Source organism: Qipengyuania psychrotolerans (assembly GCF_019711355.1).
Classification (GTDB): Bacteria; Pseudomonadota; Alphaproteobacteria; order Sphingomonadales; family Sphingomonadaceae; genus Qipengyuania; species Qipengyuania psychrotolerans.
Map to the genome: position 1 here is coordinate 1730686 of NZ_CP081297.1, position 22013 is coordinate 1752698.

Here is a 22013-nt window from a genome sequence, read left to right on the forward strand (position 1 = left end):
CGCTCAGCTTTCCAGCGTATCTGACACGAGACGGTCTATCAGGCGCACACCGTAGCCGGTCGCGCCCTTGCCCCATGTGCGCCCGGGTTTGTCCGACCATGCCTTGCCAGCAATATCAATATGCGCCCAGGCAACATCGTCGGCGATGAAGCGCTGCAGGAATTGAGCAGCAGTGATCGATCCGGCACCCTTGCCGCCGATGTTCTTCATGTCGGCGATCGGGCTGTCGATCAGCTTGTCATAGGCCTTGCCCAGCGGCATCCGCCACATGGTATCGCCGGTTACTTCACCTGCCTCGATCAGGTCCTTTGCCAAGGTATCGTCGTTGCAGAACAAGCCTGCGTGTTCGTTGCCAAGCGCAATGATGATTGCGCCTGTCAGAGTGGCGAAGTCCACGATGCGGGTCGGTTCGAACTCTTCCTGCGTCCAGTGCAGTGCATCGGCGAGGACGAGGCGGCCTTCCGCATCGGTATTGAGCACTTCAATAGTCTGACCGTTCATCGAAGTGACCACGTCACCGGGGCGTTGAGCATTGCCGTCCGGCATATTCTCGACGAGGCCCATGACACCGACGATGTTCGCCTTTGCCTTGCGCTTGACCAGGGCCAGCATACCGCCGGCAACCGCGCCTGCGCCGCCCATGTCCCACTTCATGTCTTCCATACCCGGACCCGGCTTGATGGAAATGCCGCCGGTATCGAAGGTCACGCCCTTGCCCACGAAAGCAATCGGCTTCTCGCCCTCTGCGCCGCCGTTCCAGCGAATGGCGAGGATGCGCGATTCGCGGACCGAACCCTGACCCACGCCCAGCAGCGAGCCCATGCCCATCTTTTCCATTTGCGCTTCATCGAGGATGATGAGTTCGGCGCCCGTTCCCTCGAACCGCTCCTGGCAGCGCGCCACGAAACTTTCCGGGTAAATGATATTGGCTGGTTCAGTCACCAGTTCGCGCGTGAATTCGACGCCCTGCGCAAGCGCATCCAGCTCTTCCCATTCCTTCGCAGTGTCTTCCGGTGCGCCCACAACCGTGACGGTCTTGAGCGTGATTTTCTGTTCGTCCTTCATCTTGGTGCGATAGACATCGTAGCGCCAATTGCGCAGTCGCATCCCAAGCAGGACATGACCGACTTCTTCGGCGGAAAGGCGGTTTTCAGACACGTCGAGAACCAGTTCTTCGATGCCGACCGACTGGTATTTCGCAGCCAGCGCAGCGCCAGCTTTCTCGAGATTAGCAAGACGCGCATCATCCGATGCCTCGCCCGATCCCGCCAGTGCCAGACGCGTCGCGCCGCCATCACTTTCGACAAACGCGTCAAAGGTCTGGCCCGTGGCCCCCTTGAAGCGTGCAGCCTCAGCGCCGGCACGCATCGCGGCACTAAATGACGTAGGGAACTTGCCCTTGTTCACGACATGCGCGATGAGGCGCGCCGCTTGGGGACAGGTCTGGCTAAACTGGATGTGCATGGAAACTCCCGGAAAACTGTCTGACACGGCCCACGCATTAATGGCCGGGCCGCCAAGGATGGCGATTGCGATTAGGCGTGGGCGGTGCGATAGGCAAGCCATGCGCCAGCGCCCCCAGATTTTGCGCCACGATTTGATGCACGCCCTGGGGACAGGTGCGGGTACGCTCGCCTTGCTTGCGGCTTCGCCCCTCGCCGCCCAGGATGGTGCAGCGACCGGCACGGGCACAGTGGAAGAGCCGCAGGGCGAAAGCCCCAGCGATCTGCCGGCAACACCCGAAGCGGTCATAGTTGCCGCAGACGGGCTGGAGCCGCCTGAAACCCCGGAATTCAACGAAGCAGGCGAACGCCAGATCGCGTTTGCTTCGGATATCCTAAGCTATGATGCGGATGCGGATATCGTCACCGCCGAAGGCAACGTTGTCCTGCGATCAGGCGAGCGTTCGGTGCGCGCCGACAGTGTCAGCTGGAGCAGGCGCACAGGCGTCATCCTGGCGAGCGGCGATGTCCGCTTCGTGGATGTAAACGGTAACCAGATCTTCTCCGACCGCGTCGAGTTGACCGACCAGTTCGAAGCGGGCGCCATGGAAGACCTGCTGCTGGCACTGCGGCAAGGTGGCCGGCTCGCGGCCAATCGCGGGATGCGGGAAGCCGACGGCACCGTGGCGCTTGAACAGGCGGCTTACAGCGCGTGCGCAGTGGTCACGCCGGAAGGGTGCGACAAGGATCCAAGCTGGCGTATCATCGCCGAACGCGTGGTGTACGATCCGATCGATTCGAAGGTGCAGTTCGAAGGCGCTTATCTGGAACTGTTCGGCGCGCGCATCCTGCCGCTGCCCGGGCTCTCGATCCGCACCGATGGCGGCGCGGTCAGCGGGTTTCTTGTGCCCGACCTGCGCTTTTCCGAAAGTAATGGGGTCGAGGTTTCCGGCAGCTATTACATACGCTTTGCCGACAATAAGGATCTGACGGTTTCGGCTTACGCCTTTACCGAAGCGCCGCCGATGATTTCGGCGCAGTGGCGTCACCTGACTGATAACGGCGCGTACCAGATCACCGGTTACGCGACGCACAGCCGCCGCTTTACCGATTCGAGCAAGACCGAAACATTTGAGAGCGAACCGCGCGGCTACCTGTTTGCCAACGGTAAGTTCCAGTTCACGCCGGAATGGAGCCTGACCAGCTCGATCCGCCTGGCGAGCGATCGTACATTCCTGCGCCGGTATGACATCAGCCGCGATGATCGCCTTCGTTCCATGGTCGAGTTGGAACGGATCGACCGCAATTCCTACTTCTCGCTGGCAGGCTGGGCCACGCAAACGCTGCGATTGAATCAGGAACAGGGCCAGATTCCTATCGCTTTGCCAGCGATGGATTACCGGCTTCGGCTGGATGATCCGGTGCTTGGAGGCAAGGTAGAACTGCAGGCCAACAGTCTCGCGATCATTCGGGATATCGGGCAGGATACGCAGCGCGCTTTCGCCCGTGCCAAATGGGACCTGCGCCGCGTGACCAGTCTGGGCCAGGTGGTCACGGTCACCGGCATGGTGCGCGGCGACATCTATCACTCGCGCGAAAACTATCTCACCCAGACCGCTTCTTATCGCGGTAACCCCGGCTGGCAGGCCCGGGGAATTGCGCTCGGCGCGGTGGATGTCGAGTGGCCTTTTGCGGGAGAATTCCTGGGCGGCACACAGGTGTTTACGCCGCGGGTCCAATTTGTGGCGACCCCGCCGATCAGGAACCTGGCTATCCCTAACGAAGATGCCCGCGCAATTGATCTAGAAGATTCCAACCTGTTCGCGCTGAACCGCTTCCCCGGTTACGACCGTATCGAAGACGGAGCGCGTGTAACCTACGGGTTCGACTGGGAACTTCGGCGGCCCGGACTCGAGGTCAAAACCACGCTTGGCCAGTCATACCGGCTGGACGCCGATCGCGACATATTCCCTGATGGCACCGGCCTATCTGAAAAGGTCAGCGACATAGTCGGCCGCACAGAAGTCAGGTTCCGCAACCGGATAAAGTTCACTCACAGGTTCCGCCTCGACAAGGACAATCTGGCCGCGCGCCGCAATGAAGTTGACGCGACCATCGGCACCAGCCGCACCTATGCGGAAATCGGATACCTGCGTCTCAACCGCGACATCACGACAGTCGAAGATTTGCAGGACCGGGAAGAGTTGCGGGCTGCCGCGCGTGTATCATTCGCCAATTACTGGTCGATATTCGGTTCAGGGGTTTTCAACCTCACCGACCGCGATGAAGATATGAGCCTTTCCAGCGACGGCTTCCAGCCAATCCGCACGCGCCTTGGCGTCGCGTATCAGGACGACTGCCTCGAACTGGGGCTCACATGGCGGCGCGATTACGTTTCGGCAGGCGACGCCGAGCGCGGCGACACCTTCCAGCTTTACTTCAGTCTCAAGAATCTTGGCTTCAGATAGACGGTGATCTCACTGTCCATATGGTTGGCAGCGCAGGCCAAACGCGCTATCCGCGCCGGCCAATCAGCAACGGTTAAGCCGGGCTCCGGCAAAACCGCGAGTTATTCGGGTGCGCCAAGCGTGCCGTAATTGGAAATGATACGCGTGAACGCAAAAATGCTCGCCAAATTCTGCGGTTCTGCCGCAACGATTGCAGCCGGTTTCGCCCTCACTGCCGCTCCTGTGAGCGTGCAGGCCCAGGCTGCCGTGTCCGGAAACAGTCTCGACCTTCCCGAGAACTTCGAGATGCTGACTAATCCCGACCCGAACGTACGCAAGGCAACGGCGGTGGTGAACGGTCATGTCATCACCGGTACTGATCTCGACCAGCGTGTCGCGCTGCTCGTGGATGCAAGCCAGTCCGAGGTTGGTCCCGAGGAAATGCAGCGCGTTCGTTCGCAGGTGCTTCGCAACCTGATCGACGAAACTTTGCAGATACAGGCCGCTGAGGCCGAAGATATCACTATCTCGCAAGCAGAGATTGACCAGACGTACACGCGCCTCGCAGCGCAGAATAACCGCCAGATGGAGGAGATGGAAAGCTATCTCCTTTCGATCGGTTCGGCTCCCGCATCGCTCAAGCGCCAGATCCACGGCGAACTCGCATGGCAGCGTTTGCTGCGCCAGAAGGTCGCTTTCTTCGTCAACGTATCGGCTGAAGAAGTGAACGAGCTTATGCAGCGCCTCGAAGCGTCCAAGGGCACCGAGGAATTCCGCCTCGGCGAAATCTACCTGTCCTCCACGCCGGAAAGCCAGGCGGCCGTCGAAGCTAACGCGATGAAGATCGTCGAGCAGCTCCGCCAGGGCGGCAGCTTCGTCGCCTATGCGCGTCAGTTTTCCGAAGCTTCGACTGCGGCTGTCGGCGGCGATCTTGGCTGGATTCGTCTGCCGCAGCTCAAGAACGCACAGCTTGAAACCGTGGCCAAGGAAATGCAGCCCGGCCAGCTGGTAGGTCCGATCGCAATTCCGGGCGGTTACTCGATCCTGTACCTGATCGAAAAGCGCCAGGTGCTTACCGCCGATCCGCGTGACGCCATACTCAGCCTGAAGCAAATCCAGATCCAGTTCGATCCGGCAGCTGCACAGGACGTCAACGAGGCAAGGCTGCAAGGCTTCCTTCAGGGCATCCAGAACATGCGTGGCTGCGGCAGCGCGAATGAAATTGCCAATAGCATCGGCGCCTCGGTGGTCGACAACGATCAGATCCGCGCGCGCGCGCTGCCCGAACAGTTGCAGCAGGTCGTATTGAACCTGAGTGTCGGCGAGATGACGCCGCCGTTTGGCGATGTCGCAGAAGGCGTTCGCGTTCTGATGCTATGCGGCCGGGACGATCCCGAAGTGCAGGCTGGACCCAACTTCGACCAGCTGATGCAAGAGATCGAAGACGAACGCATCAACCGCGCTGCACAGCGTTACCTGCGCGATCTGCGCAACGACGCCTATATCGAATATAATTGATACCCGCCGTGGCCCCTCTCGCCGTATCCATCGGTGATCCAGCGGGGATCGGACCGGAAATCATAACCGAAAGCTGGGCGCGCCAATCCGAGCGGGATGGCGCGCCCTTTATCGTACTTGGCGGGGCAGGACTGCTTGAGGCCGCCGCGCATATGCGTGGCACCATTTGCCCCATTGTCCGTATCCAAGATCCTGCAGAGTGCGGGGCCGCATTCGCACACGGCCTCCCGGTCCTGGGCCTCGAAGATTGCGCCTATCGTCCGGGCCAACCGAGCGACGAGGGCGCGGCCCTTGCGCTTGGATCGCTGGCCGAAGCGACGCGGATGGCCCTGCTTGGCAAGGCAGGCGGCGTGGTAACGGCTCCCGTTGCCAAGGGGCAACTGGCGAAGGTCGGCTTCGAATTTCCTGGCCAAACCGAATTTCTTGCTGCTGCCTGCGGTCTACCCACCGACGATAGCGTAATGATGCTCGCTGGTCCAAGCCTGCGCGCCGTCCCGGTGACGGTGCATTGCAGCCTGGCTGAGGTTCCAGGGCTGCTGACCAGTGAATTAATTGTCAGCAAAGCGCGCATCCTTGCCGCAGCCCTGACAAAGGACTTTGGGATCAAGGGGCCGCGCATCGCCGCTTGCGGGCTGAACCCCCATGCCGGTGAAGACGGCAAGTTCGGCAGCGAGGAGCGTGACATAATCGGGCCTGCCGTCAATCGTTTGCGCGAGGCAGGAATAGCAGTTTCCGGTCCCCACCCCGCTGATGCGATCTTCACACCGCGCGCCCGGAAAACCTACGATGCGGCGCTGGCCATGTACCACGACCAGGCGCTGATTCCCTTGAAGGCACTCGACTTTGACGAGGGTGTCAACGTGACACTCGGCTTGCCCATCGTGCGTACCAGCCCGGACCATGGCACCGCCTTCGACATTGCGGGCAAAGGCGTGGCCGACCCCAGCGCAATGATTGCCGCATTGCGCATGGCAGGCGAAGTGGCAGCACGGCGCGCATCCCATGACTGATCTGCCCCCACTTCGCGAAGTCATTGCCCGGCACGGACTGAGCGCGAGCAAGGCGCTTGGGCAGAACTTCCTGTTCGACGAGCAATTGCTTGATCGTATCGCTGCCCTGCCCGGTGATCTCAACGGCAAGCAGGTGCTGGAAGTAGGCCCCGGCCCCGGTGGCCTGACCCGCGCCCTGCTCCGTGCAGGTGCGCAGGTGACCGCGATCGAAATGGATTCGCGCTGTCTGCCTGCGCTCGCGGAACTTGGCGATGCTTTCCCGGGCAAGCTCAAGGTCATTCAGGGCGACGCGCTGAAATTGGACCACGCGGAAATCATGGGCGGCGAGCCCTTCGCCGTGTTGTCCAACCTGCCCTATAATGTCGGCACGGCGCTGTTCACGCGCTGGCTGGGCGGCGAAAGCTGGCCGCCGCTCTGGACCAGCCTGACGCTGATGTTCCAACAAGAAGTTGCGCAGCGCATCGTCGCTGCGCCCGGCGGTTCGGCCTATGGCCGGCTGGCAATCCTGGCCCAATGGCGCAGCAGCGCACGGCTGGCGATGAAAGTGCATCGCAGTGCGTTCACTCCTCCGCCCAAGGTGATGAGCGCCATCGTCCATGTAGAACCTGCAGAAATGCCCGAGGGTGTTTCGGCCAAACGCCTCGAGAAGCTCACCGAAGCCGCCTTCGGCCAGCGCCGAAAAATGCTTCGCCAGAGCCTCAAGGGCGTTCCGGGCGCAGTCGAGGCGCTGGAGCAGATCGGCATCGATCCGCAGCGGCGCGCCGAGACGCTTGAGGTGGACGATTTCGTCCGACTGGCGAGGATATTGTCGGCCTAGTCGGCAGGCTCAACAACTCGGCGGTACAAATGCCAGGTCGCGTGACCGAATAGCGGCAACACCACCATCAGTCCGAGAAACGCCGGGACAAGCGCGGCCAGCAGGCACAGCGCAATGATCGCCGCCCATAGGCACATCATCGCCGTGTTTGACCGGAATGCCGCGAGGCTGGTTATGATTGCGGTGAGGAAATCCACCTCCCGGTCGACCAGCATCGGCAGGCTGACGACAGTGACAGCATAAAATGCCAGCGCGAGAATGGCCCCGACCAGGGTGCCCACGGCAAGCATCGCCATGCCGGCGGGCGTGATGAAGGCAGCAATCGACTCCGAACCCACTCCGGATTCCGCCATGAAAATGGCGAAGATGCCGTGGGCGATAATCATCCAGAAACTGAACGCCACGAAGACGATGCCGCCCATCATGATGAGTTGCTCATCGCCCTTGCCGCGGACTGCCCCCAGGACGGCGCTCCATTTTACGGGCAATCCTGCTTCTCGGCGGCGACTGACTTCATAAAGGCCGACCGCGGTGAACGGTGCCACCAGAGGAAACCCTGCGACCGCTGGCACGAGCCACATCGGCTCGCCCCATTTCACCGCAGCGACATACAGGAAAATCCCCGCGGCCACGTAGATCCCAGCGAAGAAGAGGCCGTAAATCGGGCAAGCGAGAAAGTCGGAGAACCCGGCTTTCAGCGCCCTGCCGAGATCGGCGAACGAAAGATCGTCCGCGACCTTCACCGGAGCGATCGGTGTCTCCCCTGCGGCCTCCATTGCTGCGCCTCCTCTACCCGGCTGAAGGGTGAGCAGTCTGCATCAGCTTCGGCGAAGCATCAAGCACCCGACTTCTTGCGGAGCCTCCACGCATGGAGCAGCGGCTCGGTGTATCCGCTCGGCTGGTCGATACCCTTGAAGATCAGGTCCTTAGCAGCACTGAAGGCTGCGCCGTCCTGGTTTTCGAGAAGCGGCTCATAATCCGGATCGCCCGCGTTCTGCTCGTCGACTTTCGCCGCCATTCGCAACAGGCTTTGCATCACCTGCTCTTGCGAGATGACGCCGTGCAATAGCCAGTTGGCGATGTGCTGACTGGAAATGCGAAGTGTGGCGCGATCTTCCATCAGGCCGACATCATTGAGGTCAGGCACCTTGGAACAGCCAACGCCCTGGTCGATCCAGCGGACAACGTAACCAAGCAATCCCTGACAATTATTGTCCAGTTCCTCGGCGATTTCGTCTTCCGACCAATTTGTGCCGTCAGCAAGCGGGATGGTCAGCAGATCATCCAGCTCGGCAGCATCTTCCAGGCCCTTCTGGATCTCGAATACGTCCTCGCGGTGATAGTGGATTGCGTGAAGAGTCGCGGCAGTCGGGCTTGGAACCCATGCAGTGTTAGCGCCTGCGCGCAGATGGCCGATCTTCTCGATCATCATCTGCCCCATCAGGTCGGGCGCGGCCCACATGCCCTTGCCGATCTGTGCGCGGCCGGACAGTCCGTGCGCGAGGCCAATGCCCACGTTGCGCGCTTCATACGCCTTGAGCCAGGCGGATGACTTCATCTCGCCCTTTCGCATCATCGGTCCCGCTCGCATTGAGGTGTGGATCTCGTCACCTGTGCGGTCGAGGAAGCCGGTGTTGATGAATACGATGCGGTCTTTCACCGCATGGATACAGGCGGCAAGGTTGGCGCTGGTGCGCCGCTCTTCGTCCATGACGCCGACCTTGATGGTGTGGCGCGGCAGGCCGAGCAGGTCTTCGGCCGCATCGAACAAATCGTTCGTAAATGCGCACTCGTCAGGGCCATGCATCTTCGGCTTTACGATGTAGATGCTGCCGCAGCGCGAGTTGCCGTATTTGCCCAGACCGGCGACATCATGCGCGCCAATGGCCGAGGTGATGACGGCATCCATGATGCCTTCGGGGATTTCGTCGCCCTGCCAGCGCATCGCGGGATTGGTCATCAGATGCCCGACATTGCGCACGAACATCAGGCTGCGGCCCGGCAGCGCGAATTCTTTGCTGTCAGGCGAGGTGTAGTTTCGATCATCCGACAATGCGCGAGTAACCGTACGACCGCCCTTGTCGAAACTTTCCGACAGATCGCCCCGTATCACGCCTAGCCAGTTGCGGTAGGCCAGCAGCTTGTCCTCCGCATCGACAGCCGCGACGGAATCTTCGCAATCGGCAATCGTCGTAAGCGCAGCTTCGAGGTTGATATCGGCGATATTGGCAGGGTCGGTTTTTCCTATGGAATGATCCGCATCGAACACCACTTCGATGTGCAGGCCGTGGCTCTTGAACAAACACGCCTTGTCGTTCCAGCCAACGCATTGCGCCGGATCGGCGAGCGGGATGCCGTGCCCTTTGACGTCGGTGAGATCAGCCCATTTCTTGCCGTCTGCCAGCGGCACCGCCTCGTCCATGAAGCTTTTCGCAGCCGCGATGACGGCAGCGCCCCGCGCCTCATCATAGCCGCCCGGTTTGGCAGGCGGCGCATCGAGCGTATCAGTCCCGTAGAACGCATCGTAGAGGCTGCCCCAGCGCGCATTCGCCGCATTGAGCAGGAAGCGGGCATTCAGGATCGGCACGACCAACTGCGGCCCGGCCATCGCGGCAATCTCGGGATCGACGTTCTCGGTCCCGATCGTGAAATCGCCGGGTTCGGGTACGAGATATTCAATCTCTTCGAGCAATTGGCGATATGCCGCCGCATCGTGCGGTTTACCTGCCCGTTCTTCATGCCATGCATCGATCTTGCTCTGGAGTGCCTGCCGGATTTGCAAGAGATTGCGGTTCAATGGGACAAACCGGTCGAGCAGTTCGGCAAAACCCTGCCAGAAATCTGCGGCATCGCGGCCCAGCGGCGCAATTACCTGGCTTTCGATAAAGCTGGCCAGCTCCGGGTCAACTTCGATACCGGCGCGCGTAACGTAATCTGTCATGGAACTCCCTTGGGGTATTCGAATGGCGATGTGTACCCGGGGAGGAGTGGTTCGACCTATGCCGCCAGCGGTTGACGATTGCAAGCGGCGGGGTGGACACTCGCCATAGCCCGACTAAGGAAGTTGCCAATGAAACCGGACAGCCCCCCACAAGCCCTTCTCGACGCGATCGACGCGGATACCATGCTGCGTGAAGTTCAGGATTGGGCAGCCATAAATACCGGGACCGCCAATATCAGCGGCCTGGCGAAAATGGCGGGCGTGCTTGCAGATGCGTTCAGTGCGTTGCCGGGCGAAGTTGAACTGGTCGAACCGGCGCAGGTCACGGCGATCAGCGCCGAAGGCCGCGAATTCGAGAAGCCGCACGGTAAACACATGGTCCTTCGCGTGCGTCCGAATGCCGAACGCCGCTTTGTCCTGACCGGCCATATGGATACGGTTTTTCCGGTCGATCACCCGTTCCAGGAAAACGTCTGGCTGGACGACGAGACGATTAACGGCCCCGGCACCGCCGACATGAAGGGCGGCCTCAACGTGATCCTCCATACGCTGAAGACATTCGAGACGCTCGAAGGATCGGGCCGCGTCGGCTACGATGTGATGATCAATTCAGACGAGGAAACCGGCAGCCTTGCCAGCCGCGGCCTGATCGAAGAGCTCGCGCGCGGAAAATATGCGGCGCTAACTTATGAGCCAAGCGCCCTGCCCGATGGCACGCTGGCCCATGCACGCGGCGGCACCGGAAATTACTCGATCACCATCACCGGAAAATCGGCCCATGCTGGCCGCAATCCGCACGAAGGCCGCAATGCTATCGTCGCGGCAGCCGACCTGGTGCTGCGGATCAAGGCGCTGGAAGCTGACGACATTACGGTCAATCCCGCCAAAATCGAAGGCGGCGCGGCTAACAATGTCGTGCCTGACCTCGCCATCCTGCGCTTCAACATACGCCCCAAGTCCACCGACGCCATGAACCGGTTCGACGGTCAGCTGGACACCATCCTCTCGGCCATTGGCGCAGAGCATGAAGTCGGCATCCATCGCCACGGCGGGGTGACCCGTCCGCCCAAACCGGTCGACGCGAAAGCGCAGGCGCTGTTCGATCTGGTCAAGGCATGCGGAGCCGAACTGGGTCAGCAGATCGGCTGGAAATCTACCGGCGGCGTATGCGACGGTAACAACATTGCCGCGACCGGCGTGCCCGTGGTCGACACCATGGGCGTGCGCGGCGGCGCTATTCACTCACCGGACGAGTTTATGATCGTCCCATCCTTGCGGGAACGCGCGGCCTTGTCGGCGCTGGTCCTGAGCAAGCTTTCGACCGGAGACCATCTGTGACTTTTCGCCTGCGCGCTGCGCACATCAGCGATCTTGAGCATCTGTACGAAATGGCCAAGCTGACCGGGGGGGGCTTTACCAACCTGCCGGCTGACAGGGCGGCGCTGACGAAGAAGCTCGAACGTGCAGAAGATGCCTTTGCCCGCCGCGACGGCGAGCTTGGCGACGACCAGTTCACGCTGGTGCTGGAAAACACTGAGACGGGACAGGTGCGCGGCACCTGCCAGCTGTTCACGCAGGTCGGGCAGCAGTGGCCCTTCTATAGCTATCGCCTCACCACGCTGACCCAGCACAGCCAGGAACTGGACCGCACGGTGCGAGCCGAACTTCTTAGCCTAGTGACCGATCTTGAAGGTTCATCCGAGGTTGGCGGCCTGTTCCTGCACCCTGGCGAACGTGCCGGCGGCCTCGGTCTGCTGCTGGCGCGCAGCCGCTACCTGTTCATTGCCATGCATCGCAGCCGCTTTGCGGACCGCATTCTCGCAGAACTGCGCGGCGTGATCGACGACCGCGGCGGATCCCCTTTCTGGGACGGCGTGGCCGGACGCTTCTTCGGAATGACCTTTCAGGAAGCCGACTATTTCAACGCCATCAACGGCAACCAATTCATTGCCGATCTAATGCCGAAACATCCCGTCTATGTCGCCATGCTCGACGAGGACGCCAAGAAGGTTATCGGCGTGCCGCATCCCAGTGGACGCGCTGCTATGCGGATGCTCGAAAACGAAGGATTTGCAGCACAGGGCTACGTCGATATTTTCGATGGCGGCCCCAGTATGACTGCCCGCACCGATCAGGTGAAAAGCGTCCGGGAAGCCCGGCCGGCCAAGATCGCCTCGACCGACCTCGACATCGGTGAACGTGCTCTTTTGGCGACAGGCGAACTGGGCACCTTCAAATCCGCCTATGGGATGCGCGAATTCGCAGATGACGGGACGATCTGCATTGATCAGGTTTGCGCAGATGCCCTCGAAGTAGGCGTCGGCGACATTGTCTGGAGCGTTGCCCGATGAATCTGGTCGAGATCAATTTTGACGGTATCGTCGGCCCTTCGCACAATTACGCAGGGCTCAGTCTTGGCAATATCGCCAGCGCCAGCCACGGCGGTGACACCAGCTATCCGCGCGCAGCCGCGCTGCAGGGCATTGCAAAGATGCGCTCCAATATGGAGTTGGGACTCGCCCAGGGCTATCTGTTGCCGCTACCCCGCCCGAACTTCGACCTGATGCGCAATCTTGCCCTTGGCGCGCAGGCCCCGCGGCAATTAATCGCTGCCGCATGGTCGGCGTCCAGCATGTGGACCGCCAACGCAGCGACGGTCAGCCCCGCTCCCGATACCGCAGATGGCCGCTGCCACCTGACACCGGCCAATCTGGTCACCATGGCCCACCGCGCACAGGAATGGCGCGACACCAAGGCCCAGCTCGATATCGCGTTCGGCGACAAGCAGCATTTCACTGTTCATGATGCGGTCCTCCCCACCTTCGGCGATGAAGGTGCAGCGAACCACATGCGGTTCTGTGAAGGTCACGGTTCTGCTGGGGTCGAGGTCTTCGTCTACGGCAGGCAGGGCGGAAAATTCCCCGCCCGTCAGCATGAACAGGCCAGCCGGGCAGTCGCCCGCCTGCACGGCCTCGGCGAGGACAATTGCATTTTCATCGAACAAAACCCCGATGCAATCGAGGCTGGCGCATTCCACAACGACGTAGTCTCCGTGGCGAATGAACGGGTACTCTTCACGCATGAACGCGCCTTTGCTGACAAGCAGCGCGCCTATGATGCCATCGGCGCCGCTTTCCCGGCTCTGCAAATTGTCGAAGTCCCCGAAAGCGCGGTCAGTCTGGAAGAGGCGATCCGCACCTATCTGTTCAACGCCCAATTGCTGACCCTACCCACCGGCGAGATGGCGCTTGTCGTTCCTACTGAATGCCAGGAAAGCGCCAGCGTCTGGGCGTGGTGCGAACATATGCTCGCCACCAACGGCCCAATCCGCAAGGTCATTCCCGTGGATGTGAAGCAATCGATGGCCAATGGCGGAGGTCCGGCATGCCTGCGCCTGCGCGTGGTCGCGGACCCGGCCACAGTCGATCCGCGCTTCATGCTGGACGAAGCCAAAGCCGACCGGATCGAAGCTGTCGTTGCTGAAAACTGGCCAGAGCAGATCGATCCGGCTGATATCGGCAGCGACGCTCTCGCCAAGGCGGTCATCGAGGCACGTGAAGCACTGTTAAGTGTCCTGTCCTTGGACACACTCGTTTAAGGCTCACCAACACAGTTAACGCGCTGGACTCTGCTTGTCGGGCGAGCTTACACTCATTTACGAATTAACCATTGAGATCGGCAGGCGCGCGTTGATGGCACGCTCTTTGCAGGTACAAGGGTTAAGAACCGAGAGAGTGTAAGCACCCCATGTGGACCAAGATCAAACGGCTGTTCGTGATCAAGACACGCTTTGAAGCGTTCCTGATCATATACGCCCTTGCACTTGGCGCGATGACCCGCGGCGCGAATTACACGATCGAATACCCCGGAGTCGGCGGCTGGCTGCTGATGTCAGCAACCGCAGGTGCAGTGTTCCTCGGCGGCGCAAAAATCCTCGACGCGATCCGGTATGAGCAGGAAGCGAGGCTGGCGGCGGAAGCAGAAGAAGCTGCTGCTGACCGCTAGCATTCCGGTGCAAATACCATTCCCGGCAATTTCGCGGTGCGCCCTGCCCGCGGTTTTCTAGCTTTTCGCCTGGCTGCCTTTCAGGAAAACAAAGGTAAAAAACAGCATGAAGATGAAGTCGTTGGCTCCGTAGATCGTGTAGAACACCCCGGCGAGGAAATCTTGCTGGTAAACGGAATCCAGCGACTGCGATGTGATGAAGCTCAGCCAAGCGGCCACGTAAGCCAGCTTCTCGACGACGAAAACTCCCACAAGCCACTTCACTTGGTCGTAGGTCTTGCTGACGGATATATACGCCAATCCCCACAGGATGATCGAGATCAGGCCAAAATAGCCCATGACGGCTGGCTGCGCATCCAGCATCACGTCGTTCGTGAGGGCCTTGGAGCAAATTAGCACCCCGAAAATATTGCTCAGACCAGCGAGCCAGAAGCCCTTTTTGATCAAATTATCCGTCATGTCTCAGTACCTTTGGATCGGGAATTTGGCTGGCTGCGCCATTGCCAAGCTTAGGGATAGAGATGTGGCCGACACCTCTCTGCCCGAGGACAAGGCCTTGTGACCGGTCACTGTCAAGCATTACGGTGCCGCTTTCGCTCTGCCTCTGACATTCTGCTGAGCCGATAAAAGGACAAGCGACCGATCCGCCATCAGCGCGAATGCGGACGTGACGTTCATGCTTGACGAATTCATAGGGGTTCTGACCGCGCTCCACCCTCTTCATTGGGTTCAGGGGCGGGACCGTGCACCTTGGCTACCGTGGAAAATGATCAGCAGAGGTGGGGGTTTCTGTTGCTAGCTACCCCCGGAGCCCCGGAATCCGCTTCTGTTGCCCGGTGGGTCCAACCGCGCTTTAGCTTTGTAAGATCAGGCCGTTAGGCCGTCAGATTACGCTGCGATTGCGAGTGCTTCGTTATCGTTTGCACTTATGAGTTGTGAACAGTTTTACGGGGTTTTCAGCCCGGGCAAAAACACTGTCTTTCAGCACACGTCGATCCTAGTTCGGCCCCGTCAAAAACCGCAAGAAACTGCGGGTTATGGTGGAGCCGCCGGGTACTGCCCCCGGGTCCGTTGTACCTATTGCACAGCGCCATTTATCGCCATGTCCGGTCGAAACCGGCAGCTCCCATATAGCGACGAAAGCCTTAATGTGAAGTGAGCAATGACAAGAAGGGCGGGAGCTGTCTGGCACCCCGCCCTACATTTCCTTAGCCCATGGGGCCGTTCATCGGTGCCCCCGGAGCGCCGCTTTTCAGCGCGTCACGGATTTCCTGGAGCAATTCGATCTCGGTCGGACCTGCTGGCTCTTCAGCCGCGGTCTCTTCTTCCTTCTCGAAACGGGCCTGCACCTTCTTGGCATAGCGAACCAGCATGAAGATGACGAAGGCGAGGATCAGGAAGTTGATCACGGTCGACACGAATGCACCCCATGCGATCACATTCGCACCGGCTTCGCGGGCTGCCTCGAGCGACATTCCAGCTTCGACTTCGCCGCTGAGCACGATGAACTTGTCGCTGAAATCGACTTCGCCAAAAATCGCGCCGACAATCGGCATGATCAGATCGGCGGTCATCGATGCAACGATCGTCGCGAAAGCCCCGGCGATTATGACTGCGACGGCCAATTCCATCACATTGCCCTTGGCGATGAATTCCTTGAAGTCGTTGAGCATTGTCTTGTGTCCCTCTTCTGCGTCCCTGAGGCGCATATTCCTGCCATTCACGACATTACGTCACAAGTCCCTGCAATCCTTGAATGCACAACAGACCGTGCTATTTATGTAAAACAGTATTTCATAAGGGGAAATTTCAGATGACACGTCTAGCCGGCCTCCGCGTCACCTTACTGGCGGCGTTCGCAATGGCCTTGTCCGCCTGCGGCATCAATTCCGTTCCCACCGCCGAAGAAAATGCGAAGGCCAAATGGGCCGATGTGGAAGCGCAATTTCAGCGCCGCGCAAACCTGATCCCGAACCTTGTTGAGGTGGCTCAGGGTGCTGCGGAGAACGAACGGACCATTCTCACCGAGGTGACCAACGCTCGCGCCCGCGCAACCAGCGTGAACATCGATGCCGCCGACCTTGGCGATGCCGAGAAGATGGCTGAATTTCAGGCTGCGCAAAGCGAGCTTGGCCAAGGCCTTGGTCGTCTGCTGGCAAGCTTCGAAGCTTATCCGCAGATCCAGTCGAACCAGAACTTCCTGGCTCTGCAAAGCCAGCTGGAAGGAACCGAGAACCGCATTGCTGTCGCCATCCGCGACTACAACGAGGCGGTCCGCGTGTATAACACCACGATCCGCACCTTCCCGGATATCATCGGTGCCAACATCATCCACGGTGCAGAACCGCTGATTCCGTACGAAGCAGCCACCGAAGGCGCAGAAATTGCACCTGAAATCGACATGACGTCGAACTGAGGACCGCAATGCGCCACTTCCTTGCCATCCTCGCGTTGGCGGGGGCGCTATTCGCGTCCCCGCTGGCCGCGCAGGAATTCCCGGAACTGACCGGCCGGGTCGTCGATCAGGCAGACCTGCTCACGCCGGAGCAGGAAGCAGCGCTTACGCAAAAGCTTGAGGCACTTGAGACCCAGTCTCAGCGCCAACTCGTCATAGCCACCCTGCCCGATCTGCAAGGGTATGACATTTCGGACTATGGGTACCAACTGGGCCGCGAATGGGGGCTCGGTGATGCGGAACGCAATGATGGCGCGTTGCTGATCGTGGCCCCCAATGACCGAAAGGTGCGTATCGAAGTCGGATACGGCCTTGAAGGGATCATGACGGACGCCTTGTCGTCGGTGATCGTCCAAACCCAGATCCTGCCGCAGTTCCGCGACGGCAATTTCCCTGCAGGGATTGAGGCCGGGACCGATGCGATCATCCAACAACTCGTATTGCCTGAAGACGAGGCGCGGCAAATCGCTGCCGAGGCAGGCCAAAAGCGCGAAAGCGAAGGCGGTTTCCCATTTGGCATGCTGATCTGGTTCGGCTTCATTTTCTTCTTTTTCATTCTGCCAATGCTCAGCGGCCGGGGCCGCAAGCGCCGTTACAAGCGTGGCCCGTGGGGTAATACTGCGCGTGACATCGTCCTCTGGGAAGTCGGCTCGGCAATTGCACGCGGCGCGCTTTCGGGCGGTGACGATTGGGGCGGCGGTTCGGGCGGCGGCTTCGGTGGCGGATTTGGCGGAGGTTTCTCCGGCGGAGGCGGTAGCTTTGGTGGCGGCGGCGCTTCGGGAGGTTGGTAATGGCCAAGTATTTGAACGCAGATCAGCACAAGCTGGTCTCTGATGCGGTTGCTTCGGCAGAGCAGGCGACAGCAGGTGAGATTGTGACCGTCCTTGCCGATAGGTCTGACGGCTACACCGATGTCGTCCTTCTCTGGGCGGCGGCACTGTCATTCACCGTGATGAGCCTTTTTGCTCTCTTCCCGCTGCCATTCATGAACTTGTGGGATTCCCTCATCGGCGGATGGATGCACGAGTGGACGACAGGCGAACTCGCCAGCATGACGATTGCCTTGGGGTTGGCCACGTTTGTGGCCACCTGGGCAGTGCAATTGTGGGAACCGCTCAAATTTTCGCTCATCCCACGACCTGTGAAAATGGCCCGTGTCCACGCCCAGGCTGTCAAACATTTCAAGGTTGGCGCGGAACGCCGAACGCATGGCCGCACCGGTGTCTTGCTCTACCTCTCGATGCGCGAGCACCGGGCGGAAATCGTGGCCGACGAACCCATCGCGGAGAAGGTCAATGCCGAGGTGTGGGGCGAGGCGATGGCCGATATGCTGGTGGAAATTAAGCAGGGCAAGATCGCCGAAGGGCTCGCGGCCGGTGTCCGCGACGTGGGTGCTGTGCTGTCAGAGCACTTTCCGCGCGCAGACGACGATGTGAACGAATTGCCTGATCGCCTGATAGAGGTCTGATCCATGCACGCACCTGACCATGATGCAGCCGAGGAAATCCGCTGGCAGGGCAAATATATCACGGCAAAGCAGCGTGGCCGCTGGGAATATGTCTCGCGCAGCCGCAATATCCGGGCAGCCGCAATCCTCGCCCTGACCGACGCCGATGAAGTCCTGCTGGTCGAGCAATATCGCGTCCCACTCGGAAGCGTGTCGCTGGAACTGCCGGCCGGCCTCATCGGCGATGATGATGGAGAGGAAGACGAGGACGCGCTCGTCGCCGCTGCTCGCGAACTCGAAGAAGAAACCGGCTACCGCGCCGACCATCTCGAAGACCTGGGCAATTTCTTCTCCTCGCCCGGCATGGTCAGCGAAAGCTTCACGCTCGTCCGCGCCACCGGCCTGACCAAGGTCGGCGAAGGAGGCGGCGTCGGCGGAGAGGACATCGCCGTCCACCGCGTCAAGTTGGCCCAGATCAGGGAATTCATCGCCGCCAAGCGCCGTGAAGGTTGCGGCATCGACGTGCGCATGCTCTTGCTGTTGGCAGAGGATTTTCTGACAGGAGAGTGATGATGGCCAAGGCAGGCAGTGGACGGTGTGCAGGCAAGCTGGCGCTGGTGACAGGAGCAGCACAGGGTTTGGGACGCGCTCACGCCAAGCGCCTTGCCGAAGAAGGTGCGCGGGTCCTGTGTACCGACATCAATGGCGCCGGTGCTGAAGCAACTGCAGCCGAAATCATCGAGGAAATGGGCGCGGGCCATGCTTACGGCATCCAGCACGACGTTACCAAGCCCGATGACTGGGAGCGTGTGGTCGAAGCGGCGGATGCGGAGATCGGCGGCCTGAACGTGCTGGTGAACAACGCGGGTATCGGTGTGGCCGGAAATATCGAAACCTGCGATTTCGAGGATTGGAAGCGCTGTTTTTCGGTCAATGTGGATTCAATCTTTCACGGCTGCCAGAAGGCCCTGCCCCTCATGCGCGAACATGCGCCGGGCTCGATCATAAATATCTCGTCCATTGCGGGCCTGATCGCCAGCGACTCCATGCCGGCATATAATGCTTCGAAAGCGGCGGTGTGGATGCTGTCCAAGTCCATCGCGCTTCATTGCGCGAAAAAGCAGATGCAAATCCGCTGCAATTCGGTTCATCCGACCTTCGTGGACACGCCAATCCTTGACGGGACGGCGAAACATGCGGGGCTGGATAAGGATGTGCTGATGGATAAGCTCGCGCGGCAAATTCCGCTCAAGTTTGTTGGCGAACCGAACGATATCGCCAACGCAGTGGTCTATCTCGCCAGTGACGAGAGCCGCTTCATGACCGGTGCGGAGCTGAAGCTCGACGGCGGTATCTCGGCCATGTGAACGAATGAGGACGCGGTCTTGCCCCCGCGTCCTTTGTTAGTCTGCGATCAATCCAATCGCGAGGTAGATGAGGATGAAGCTACCGAAGCCGAGCAACGTGCCCAGGACAAACCCGACGCGAACCAGCGTGGTGTCGATCCCGAAGTAGCGGCCGATCCCGGCGCAAACACCCATCAACTTGCCATTCCGGCGGTCCAGCGAAAAGCTGCGGCTTTCGCGGACGGGATGGTCTTCGCGGAATTTGAGGTCGCTCATGCCATCACTCCAACCGGAGTAGCATTGACGATCGCCGTGGCGAAGAAAGCGGAAGTGATCATGAGCGAAGCGACAGCGGCCATAACGCGGCTACCGATGTTTTCATGGTCGAACATTATATTTGATCCTTGTATTAAAATGATTGGTTCAGGCGACCAGGCCGGTGGGCGTGGCGGGGATGATTGCGAAGGCCATGCTCAGTGCGGAAATGCCGATTGCGAAGACAGCAGCGAAAGCCTTGGTGGTGTCGAATTCAAAAGCAGACATTTGGATACTCCCTTGAGTGTTTCTGTTTCCCCCGGACTATCCGGCGGACACCAGAGTGTTTGCAACAGGCGTGCCAAACTCGAAAAGTCGCAGAATTCAGCCAATCTTAACTTCATCTGGCAGAAAGGTTTCGTTCATCAATCCGAAAGGTTGGGAAAATTTCCCAATTGTTAGAATTGGGCATTTCACTGGCGATGATCGAAGCTGCACGCTAACGCATCCCGGCCCATGCTAGAGCGCATATCCCTCACGCATTTCCGCAACCATACGGCCACCGAACTCGCTGGAACTGCGGGGTTCAACCTGCTCGTGGGAGAGAACGGCGCTGGAAAAACCAATGTGCTGGAAGCGCTGTCGCTATTGGCGTCAGGACGCGGATTAAGGCGCGCGGCGCTTGCCGATATGGTCGAATACCATGCCGGAACCGGTTTCGGGATTGGCGCGGACCTCTATCAGGACGGCGAACCGGTGCGGCTTGCCACCTATACCGAGAGTGACAACCCCGGGCGCCGCAAGGTGCGGATCAACCGGGCGGAAAGTACAGCAACTGCTCTGGGCGAATGGCTGGCCATGACCTGGCTCACACCGTCGATGGACGGGCTGTTCACCGGCCCTTCCGCGGACCGGCGCCGGTTTATTGATCGCATGGCGCTGGTGATTGATCCGGCCCATGCCGCGCACGCTTCAAGATATGAGGCCGCATTGCGTGAACGAAATCGCCTGCTGTCCGACGATCGCTTCCCCGAAACGGGATGGCTGGATGCGATTGAGGCGCAGATGGTAGAGCATGGCGGCCGCCTCATTACGGGCCGCGCCTTGCTGGTCGACACGCTGATGGGGCAGATTGCGCATATGCCCGCCGAACCTTTTGCGCGCCCTGCTCTTACCTACGTGCCCGGCGGGGCGGACAATGCTGACGCTCTATCGCAAACACTTTTCGAAAGCCGCGCACGTGACCGCGCCGCGCAGCGAACGCTTTCAGGTCCCCACCGCGATGAACTGGAAGTCGTCCACGCAGCGAAACGGGTTCCTGCGGCGCAAAGCTCGACCGGCGAACAAAAGGCCATGCTGGTCGCCATTACCCTTGCTCATGCCCAGATGGCCGTGCGGGGCCGCAGCGGCGTGTTATTGCTGGATGAGGTGGCCGCTCACCTCGATCCGATCCGCCGGGCTGCCCTGTTTGAACAGCTTAGCGCCAGCGGCGCGCAGGTCTGGATGACCGGGACGGAACTCGCCCCTTTCAGCACGATTGCCTCCGACGCCGCCGTCTGGCGGGTAGATGGCGGAAATGCCCTCAGGCTCTAACCCGCAGGCGGCAGCGCTTTCTCAATCTGTTCGACCGTCGCATCTACAAGCCGGTCTATGCCCTTTTCCGTGGGATGGATGCGATCGTCCTGAAAAAGTGCCGGGTCCTGGTAGATCGTCTCGAGCCAGAACGGGATGAGTGCCGCATCGTATTTCTGCGCGAGTTCAGGATAGAGCGCATCGAACTGCTGTTGGAACTCAGGGCCGTAATTGGGCGGCGACCGCATCCCCATCAGGACGACGGGAATATCGCGTCCCTGCAACTCGACCAGCATGTCTTCGAAATTCGAGCGGGTTTCGTCAGGCGAGATACCACGCAGCATATCGTTGCCTCCCAATTCGAGTAGAACCAGATCAGGCTTGGTTTTCTGCGCATCCAGCGCGAAGGCGAGCCGCTTGGCCCCTGCTCCGCTGGTTTCGCCAGATATCGCCGCATTGACCATCTGCGCATTGATGCCCCGCTCACGCAGAGCGCGCTCGAGATCGGCAGGATAGCTGTTTTCGAGCCCCACGCCGTAGCCGGCGAAAAGGCTGTCACCGAATGCGAAGATATGCCGCTCCGGCCCGGCCACTTCGATAGATTCAGCCGCAGAGGTCGCAGCCTCGCTTTCGGCTGTGCGATCCAGCGTTTCCGCCTCGCTCCCGCAAGCGGAGAGTGAAACAATTGCAACGAGCATCGACAAACTGCGCAGGACCATCGGCGGACTTCCTTGTGAGTTGGTGTGCCTTCTGCCATC

22 protein-coding genes and 1 other RNA gene are annotated in these 22013 nt (G+C 60.2%); 14 read left to right on the plus strand and 9 right to left on the minus strand.

Annotation, left to right across the window (positions count from 1 at the left end):
• Positions 1-3: 3 nt before the first annotated feature.
• Positions 4-1464, minus strand: coding sequence for a leucyl aminopeptidase (locus tag K3166_RS08575; protein WP_221424032.1), 1461 nt, complete (start codon positions 1462-1464; stop codon positions 4-6).
• Between the two features lie 100 nt (positions 1465-1564).
• Between K3166_RS08575 and K3166_RS08580 the strand changes: the two genes are divergently transcribed.
• From K3166_RS08580 to rsmA, 4 genes are all read left to right on the plus strand, one after another.
• Complete coding sequence (locus K3166_RS08580; RefSeq protein WP_247714586.1) at positions 1565-3910, plus strand: LPS-assembly protein LptD; 2346 nt, start codon at positions 1565-1567, stop codon at positions 3908-3910.
• A 135-nt stretch (positions 3911-4045) separates the two neighbouring features.
• A complete protein-coding gene (locus K3166_RS08585) occupies positions 4046-5407 on the plus strand; it encodes a peptidylprolyl isomerase (RefSeq protein WP_221421856.1) in 1362 nt (453 codons plus the stop codon).
• Entirely contained in the window at positions 5407-6417 is a 1011-nt protein-coding gene (gene pdxA, locus K3166_RS08590) for a 4-hydroxythreonine-4-phosphate dehydrogenase PdxA (RefSeq protein ID WP_221424034.1), read from the plus strand. Before K3166_RS08585 ends, pdxA begins: the two co-directional genes overlap by 1 nt.
• Positions 6410-7234 (plus strand): 16S rRNA (adenine(1518)-N(6)/adenine(1519)-N(6))-dimethyltransferase RsmA, encoded by an 825-nt coding sequence (gene rsmA / locus K3166_RS08595; RefSeq protein WP_221421857.1) that lies wholly within the window; start codon positions 6410-6412, stop codon positions 7232-7234. The genes pdxA and rsmA overlap by 8 nt, the downstream gene beginning before the upstream one ends.
• On the opposite strand, the gene K3166_RS08600 is transcribed toward rsmA, so the two are convergent.
• Both K3166_RS08600 and K3166_RS08605 read right to left on the minus strand, forming a co-directional pair.
• A complete protein-coding gene (locus tag K3166_RS08600; protein WP_221421858.1) occupies positions 7231-8010 on the minus strand; it encodes a DUF2189 domain-containing protein in 780 nt (259 codons plus the stop codon). The genes rsmA and K3166_RS08600 overlap by 4 nt on opposite strands.
• 59 nt (positions 8011-8069) lie before the next feature.
• A complete protein-coding gene (locus K3166_RS08605; RefSeq protein WP_221421859.1) occupies positions 8070-10175 on the minus strand; it encodes a malate synthase G in 2106 nt (701 codons plus the stop codon).
• A gap of 129 nt (positions 10176-10304) precedes the next feature.
• Here K3166_RS08605 and K3166_RS08610 point away from each other — a divergent pair, with 129 nt between their 5' ends.
• The 4 genes from K3166_RS08610 to K3166_RS08625 all read left to right on the plus strand — a co-directional run bounded on the left by K3166_RS08610 (position 10305) and on the right by K3166_RS08625 (position 14180).
• Positions 10305-11513: a hydrolase gene (locus K3166_RS08610; RefSeq protein WP_221421860.1), complete on the plus strand. Its 1209-nt coding sequence runs from the start codon at positions 10305-10307 to the stop codon at positions 11511-11513.
• Positions 11510-12526: an arginine N-succinyltransferase gene (locus tag K3166_RS08615; protein ID WP_221421861.1), complete on the plus strand. Its 1017-nt coding sequence runs from the start codon at positions 11510-11512 to the stop codon at positions 12524-12526. The genes K3166_RS08610 and K3166_RS08615 overlap by 4 nt, the downstream gene beginning before the upstream one ends.
• Positions 12523-13773 carry an N-succinylarginine dihydrolase gene (locus tag K3166_RS08620; RefSeq protein ID WP_221421862.1) on the plus strand — a complete coding sequence of 417 codons (1251 nt, stop codon included), beginning with the start codon at positions 12523-12525 and terminating at the stop codon, positions 13771-13773. The genes K3166_RS08615 and K3166_RS08620 overlap by 4 nt, the downstream gene beginning before the upstream one ends.
• A gap of 149 nt (positions 13774-13922) precedes the next feature.
• Positions 13923-14180, plus strand: a complete 258-nt coding sequence (locus K3166_RS08625) for a hypothetical protein (RefSeq protein ID WP_221421863.1) — start codon at positions 13923-13925, stop codon at positions 14178-14180.
• A gap of 57 nt (positions 14181-14237) precedes the next feature.
• Here K3166_RS08625 and K3166_RS08630 read toward each other — a convergent pair whose 3' ends face one another.
• The 3 genes from K3166_RS08630 to mscL form a co-directional block, all read right to left on the minus strand.
• Positions 14238-14639, minus strand: a complete 402-nt coding sequence (locus K3166_RS08630) for a hypothetical protein (RefSeq protein WP_221421864.1) — start codon at positions 14637-14639, stop codon at positions 14238-14240.
• Between the two features lie 356 nt (positions 14640-14995).
• Positions 14996-15339, minus strand: a transfer-messenger RNA (tmRNA) gene (gene ssrA, locus K3166_RS08635).
• A 49-nt stretch (positions 15340-15388) separates the two neighbouring features.
• Entirely contained in the window at positions 15389-15853 is a 465-nt protein-coding gene (gene mscL / locus K3166_RS08640) for a large conductance mechanosensitive channel protein MscL (RefSeq protein ID WP_221424035.1), read from the minus strand.
• A gap of 140 nt (positions 15854-15993) precedes the next feature.
• On the opposite strand from mscL, the gene K3166_RS08645 reads away from it, so the two are divergent.
• The 5 genes from K3166_RS08645 to K3166_RS08665 are packed head-to-tail and all read left to right on the plus strand — an operon-like array spanning position 15994 to position 19449.
• On the plus strand, positions 15994-16596 hold the full coding sequence (locus K3166_RS08645; RefSeq protein ID WP_221421865.1) for a LemA family protein: 603 nt from the start codon (positions 15994-15996) through the stop codon (positions 16594-16596).
• A gap of 8 nt (positions 16597-16604) precedes the next feature.
• A complete protein-coding gene (locus K3166_RS08650) occupies positions 16605-17426 on the plus strand; it encodes a TPM domain-containing protein (RefSeq protein ID WP_221421866.1) in 822 nt (273 codons plus the stop codon).
• The gene (locus tag K3166_RS08655) at positions 17426-18103 is read left to right on the plus strand and encodes a TPM domain-containing protein (RefSeq protein WP_221421867.1); all 678 of its coding nucleotides are present in this window, start codon (positions 17426-17428) and stop codon (positions 18101-18103) included. The genes K3166_RS08650 and K3166_RS08655 overlap by 1 nt, the downstream gene beginning before the upstream one ends.
• 3 nt (positions 18104-18106) lie before the next feature.
• On the plus strand, positions 18107-18652 hold the full coding sequence (locus tag K3166_RS08660; protein WP_221421868.1) for an NUDIX hydrolase: 546 nt from the start codon (positions 18107-18109) through the stop codon (positions 18650-18652).
• A 2-nt stretch (positions 18653-18654) separates the two neighbouring features.
• Positions 18655-19449: an SDR family oxidoreductase gene (locus K3166_RS08665; protein ID WP_221424036.1), complete on the plus strand. Its 795-nt coding sequence runs from the start codon at positions 18655-18657 to the stop codon at positions 19447-19449.
• Positions 19450-19485: 36 nt separating this feature from the next.
• Here K3166_RS08665 and K3166_RS08670 read toward each other — a convergent pair whose 3' ends face one another.
• Complete coding sequence (locus tag K3166_RS08670; protein WP_221421869.1) at positions 19486-19704, minus strand: PspC domain-containing protein; 219 nt, start codon at positions 19702-19704, stop codon at positions 19486-19488.
• Positions 19705-19851: 147 nt separating this feature from the next.
• On the minus strand, positions 19852-19971 hold the full coding sequence (locus K3166_RS08680; RefSeq protein WP_221421871.1) for a recombination protein F: 120 nt from the start codon (positions 19969-19971) through the stop codon (positions 19852-19854).
• A gap of 228 nt (positions 19972-20199) precedes the next feature.
• On the opposite strand from K3166_RS08680, the gene recF reads away from it, so the two are divergent.
• Complete coding sequence (gene recF / locus K3166_RS08685; protein ID WP_221421872.1) at positions 20200-21276, plus strand: DNA replication/repair protein RecF; 1077 nt, start codon at positions 20200-20202, stop codon at positions 21274-21276.
• On the opposite strand, the gene K3166_RS08690 is transcribed toward recF, so the two are convergent.
• The gene (locus K3166_RS08690) at positions 21273-21974 is read right to left on the minus strand and encodes an arylesterase (RefSeq protein WP_247714587.1); all 702 of its coding nucleotides are present in this window, start codon (positions 21972-21974) and stop codon (positions 21273-21275) included. The genes recF and K3166_RS08690 overlap by 4 nt on opposite strands.
• Positions 21975-22013 lie beyond the last annotated feature (39 nt).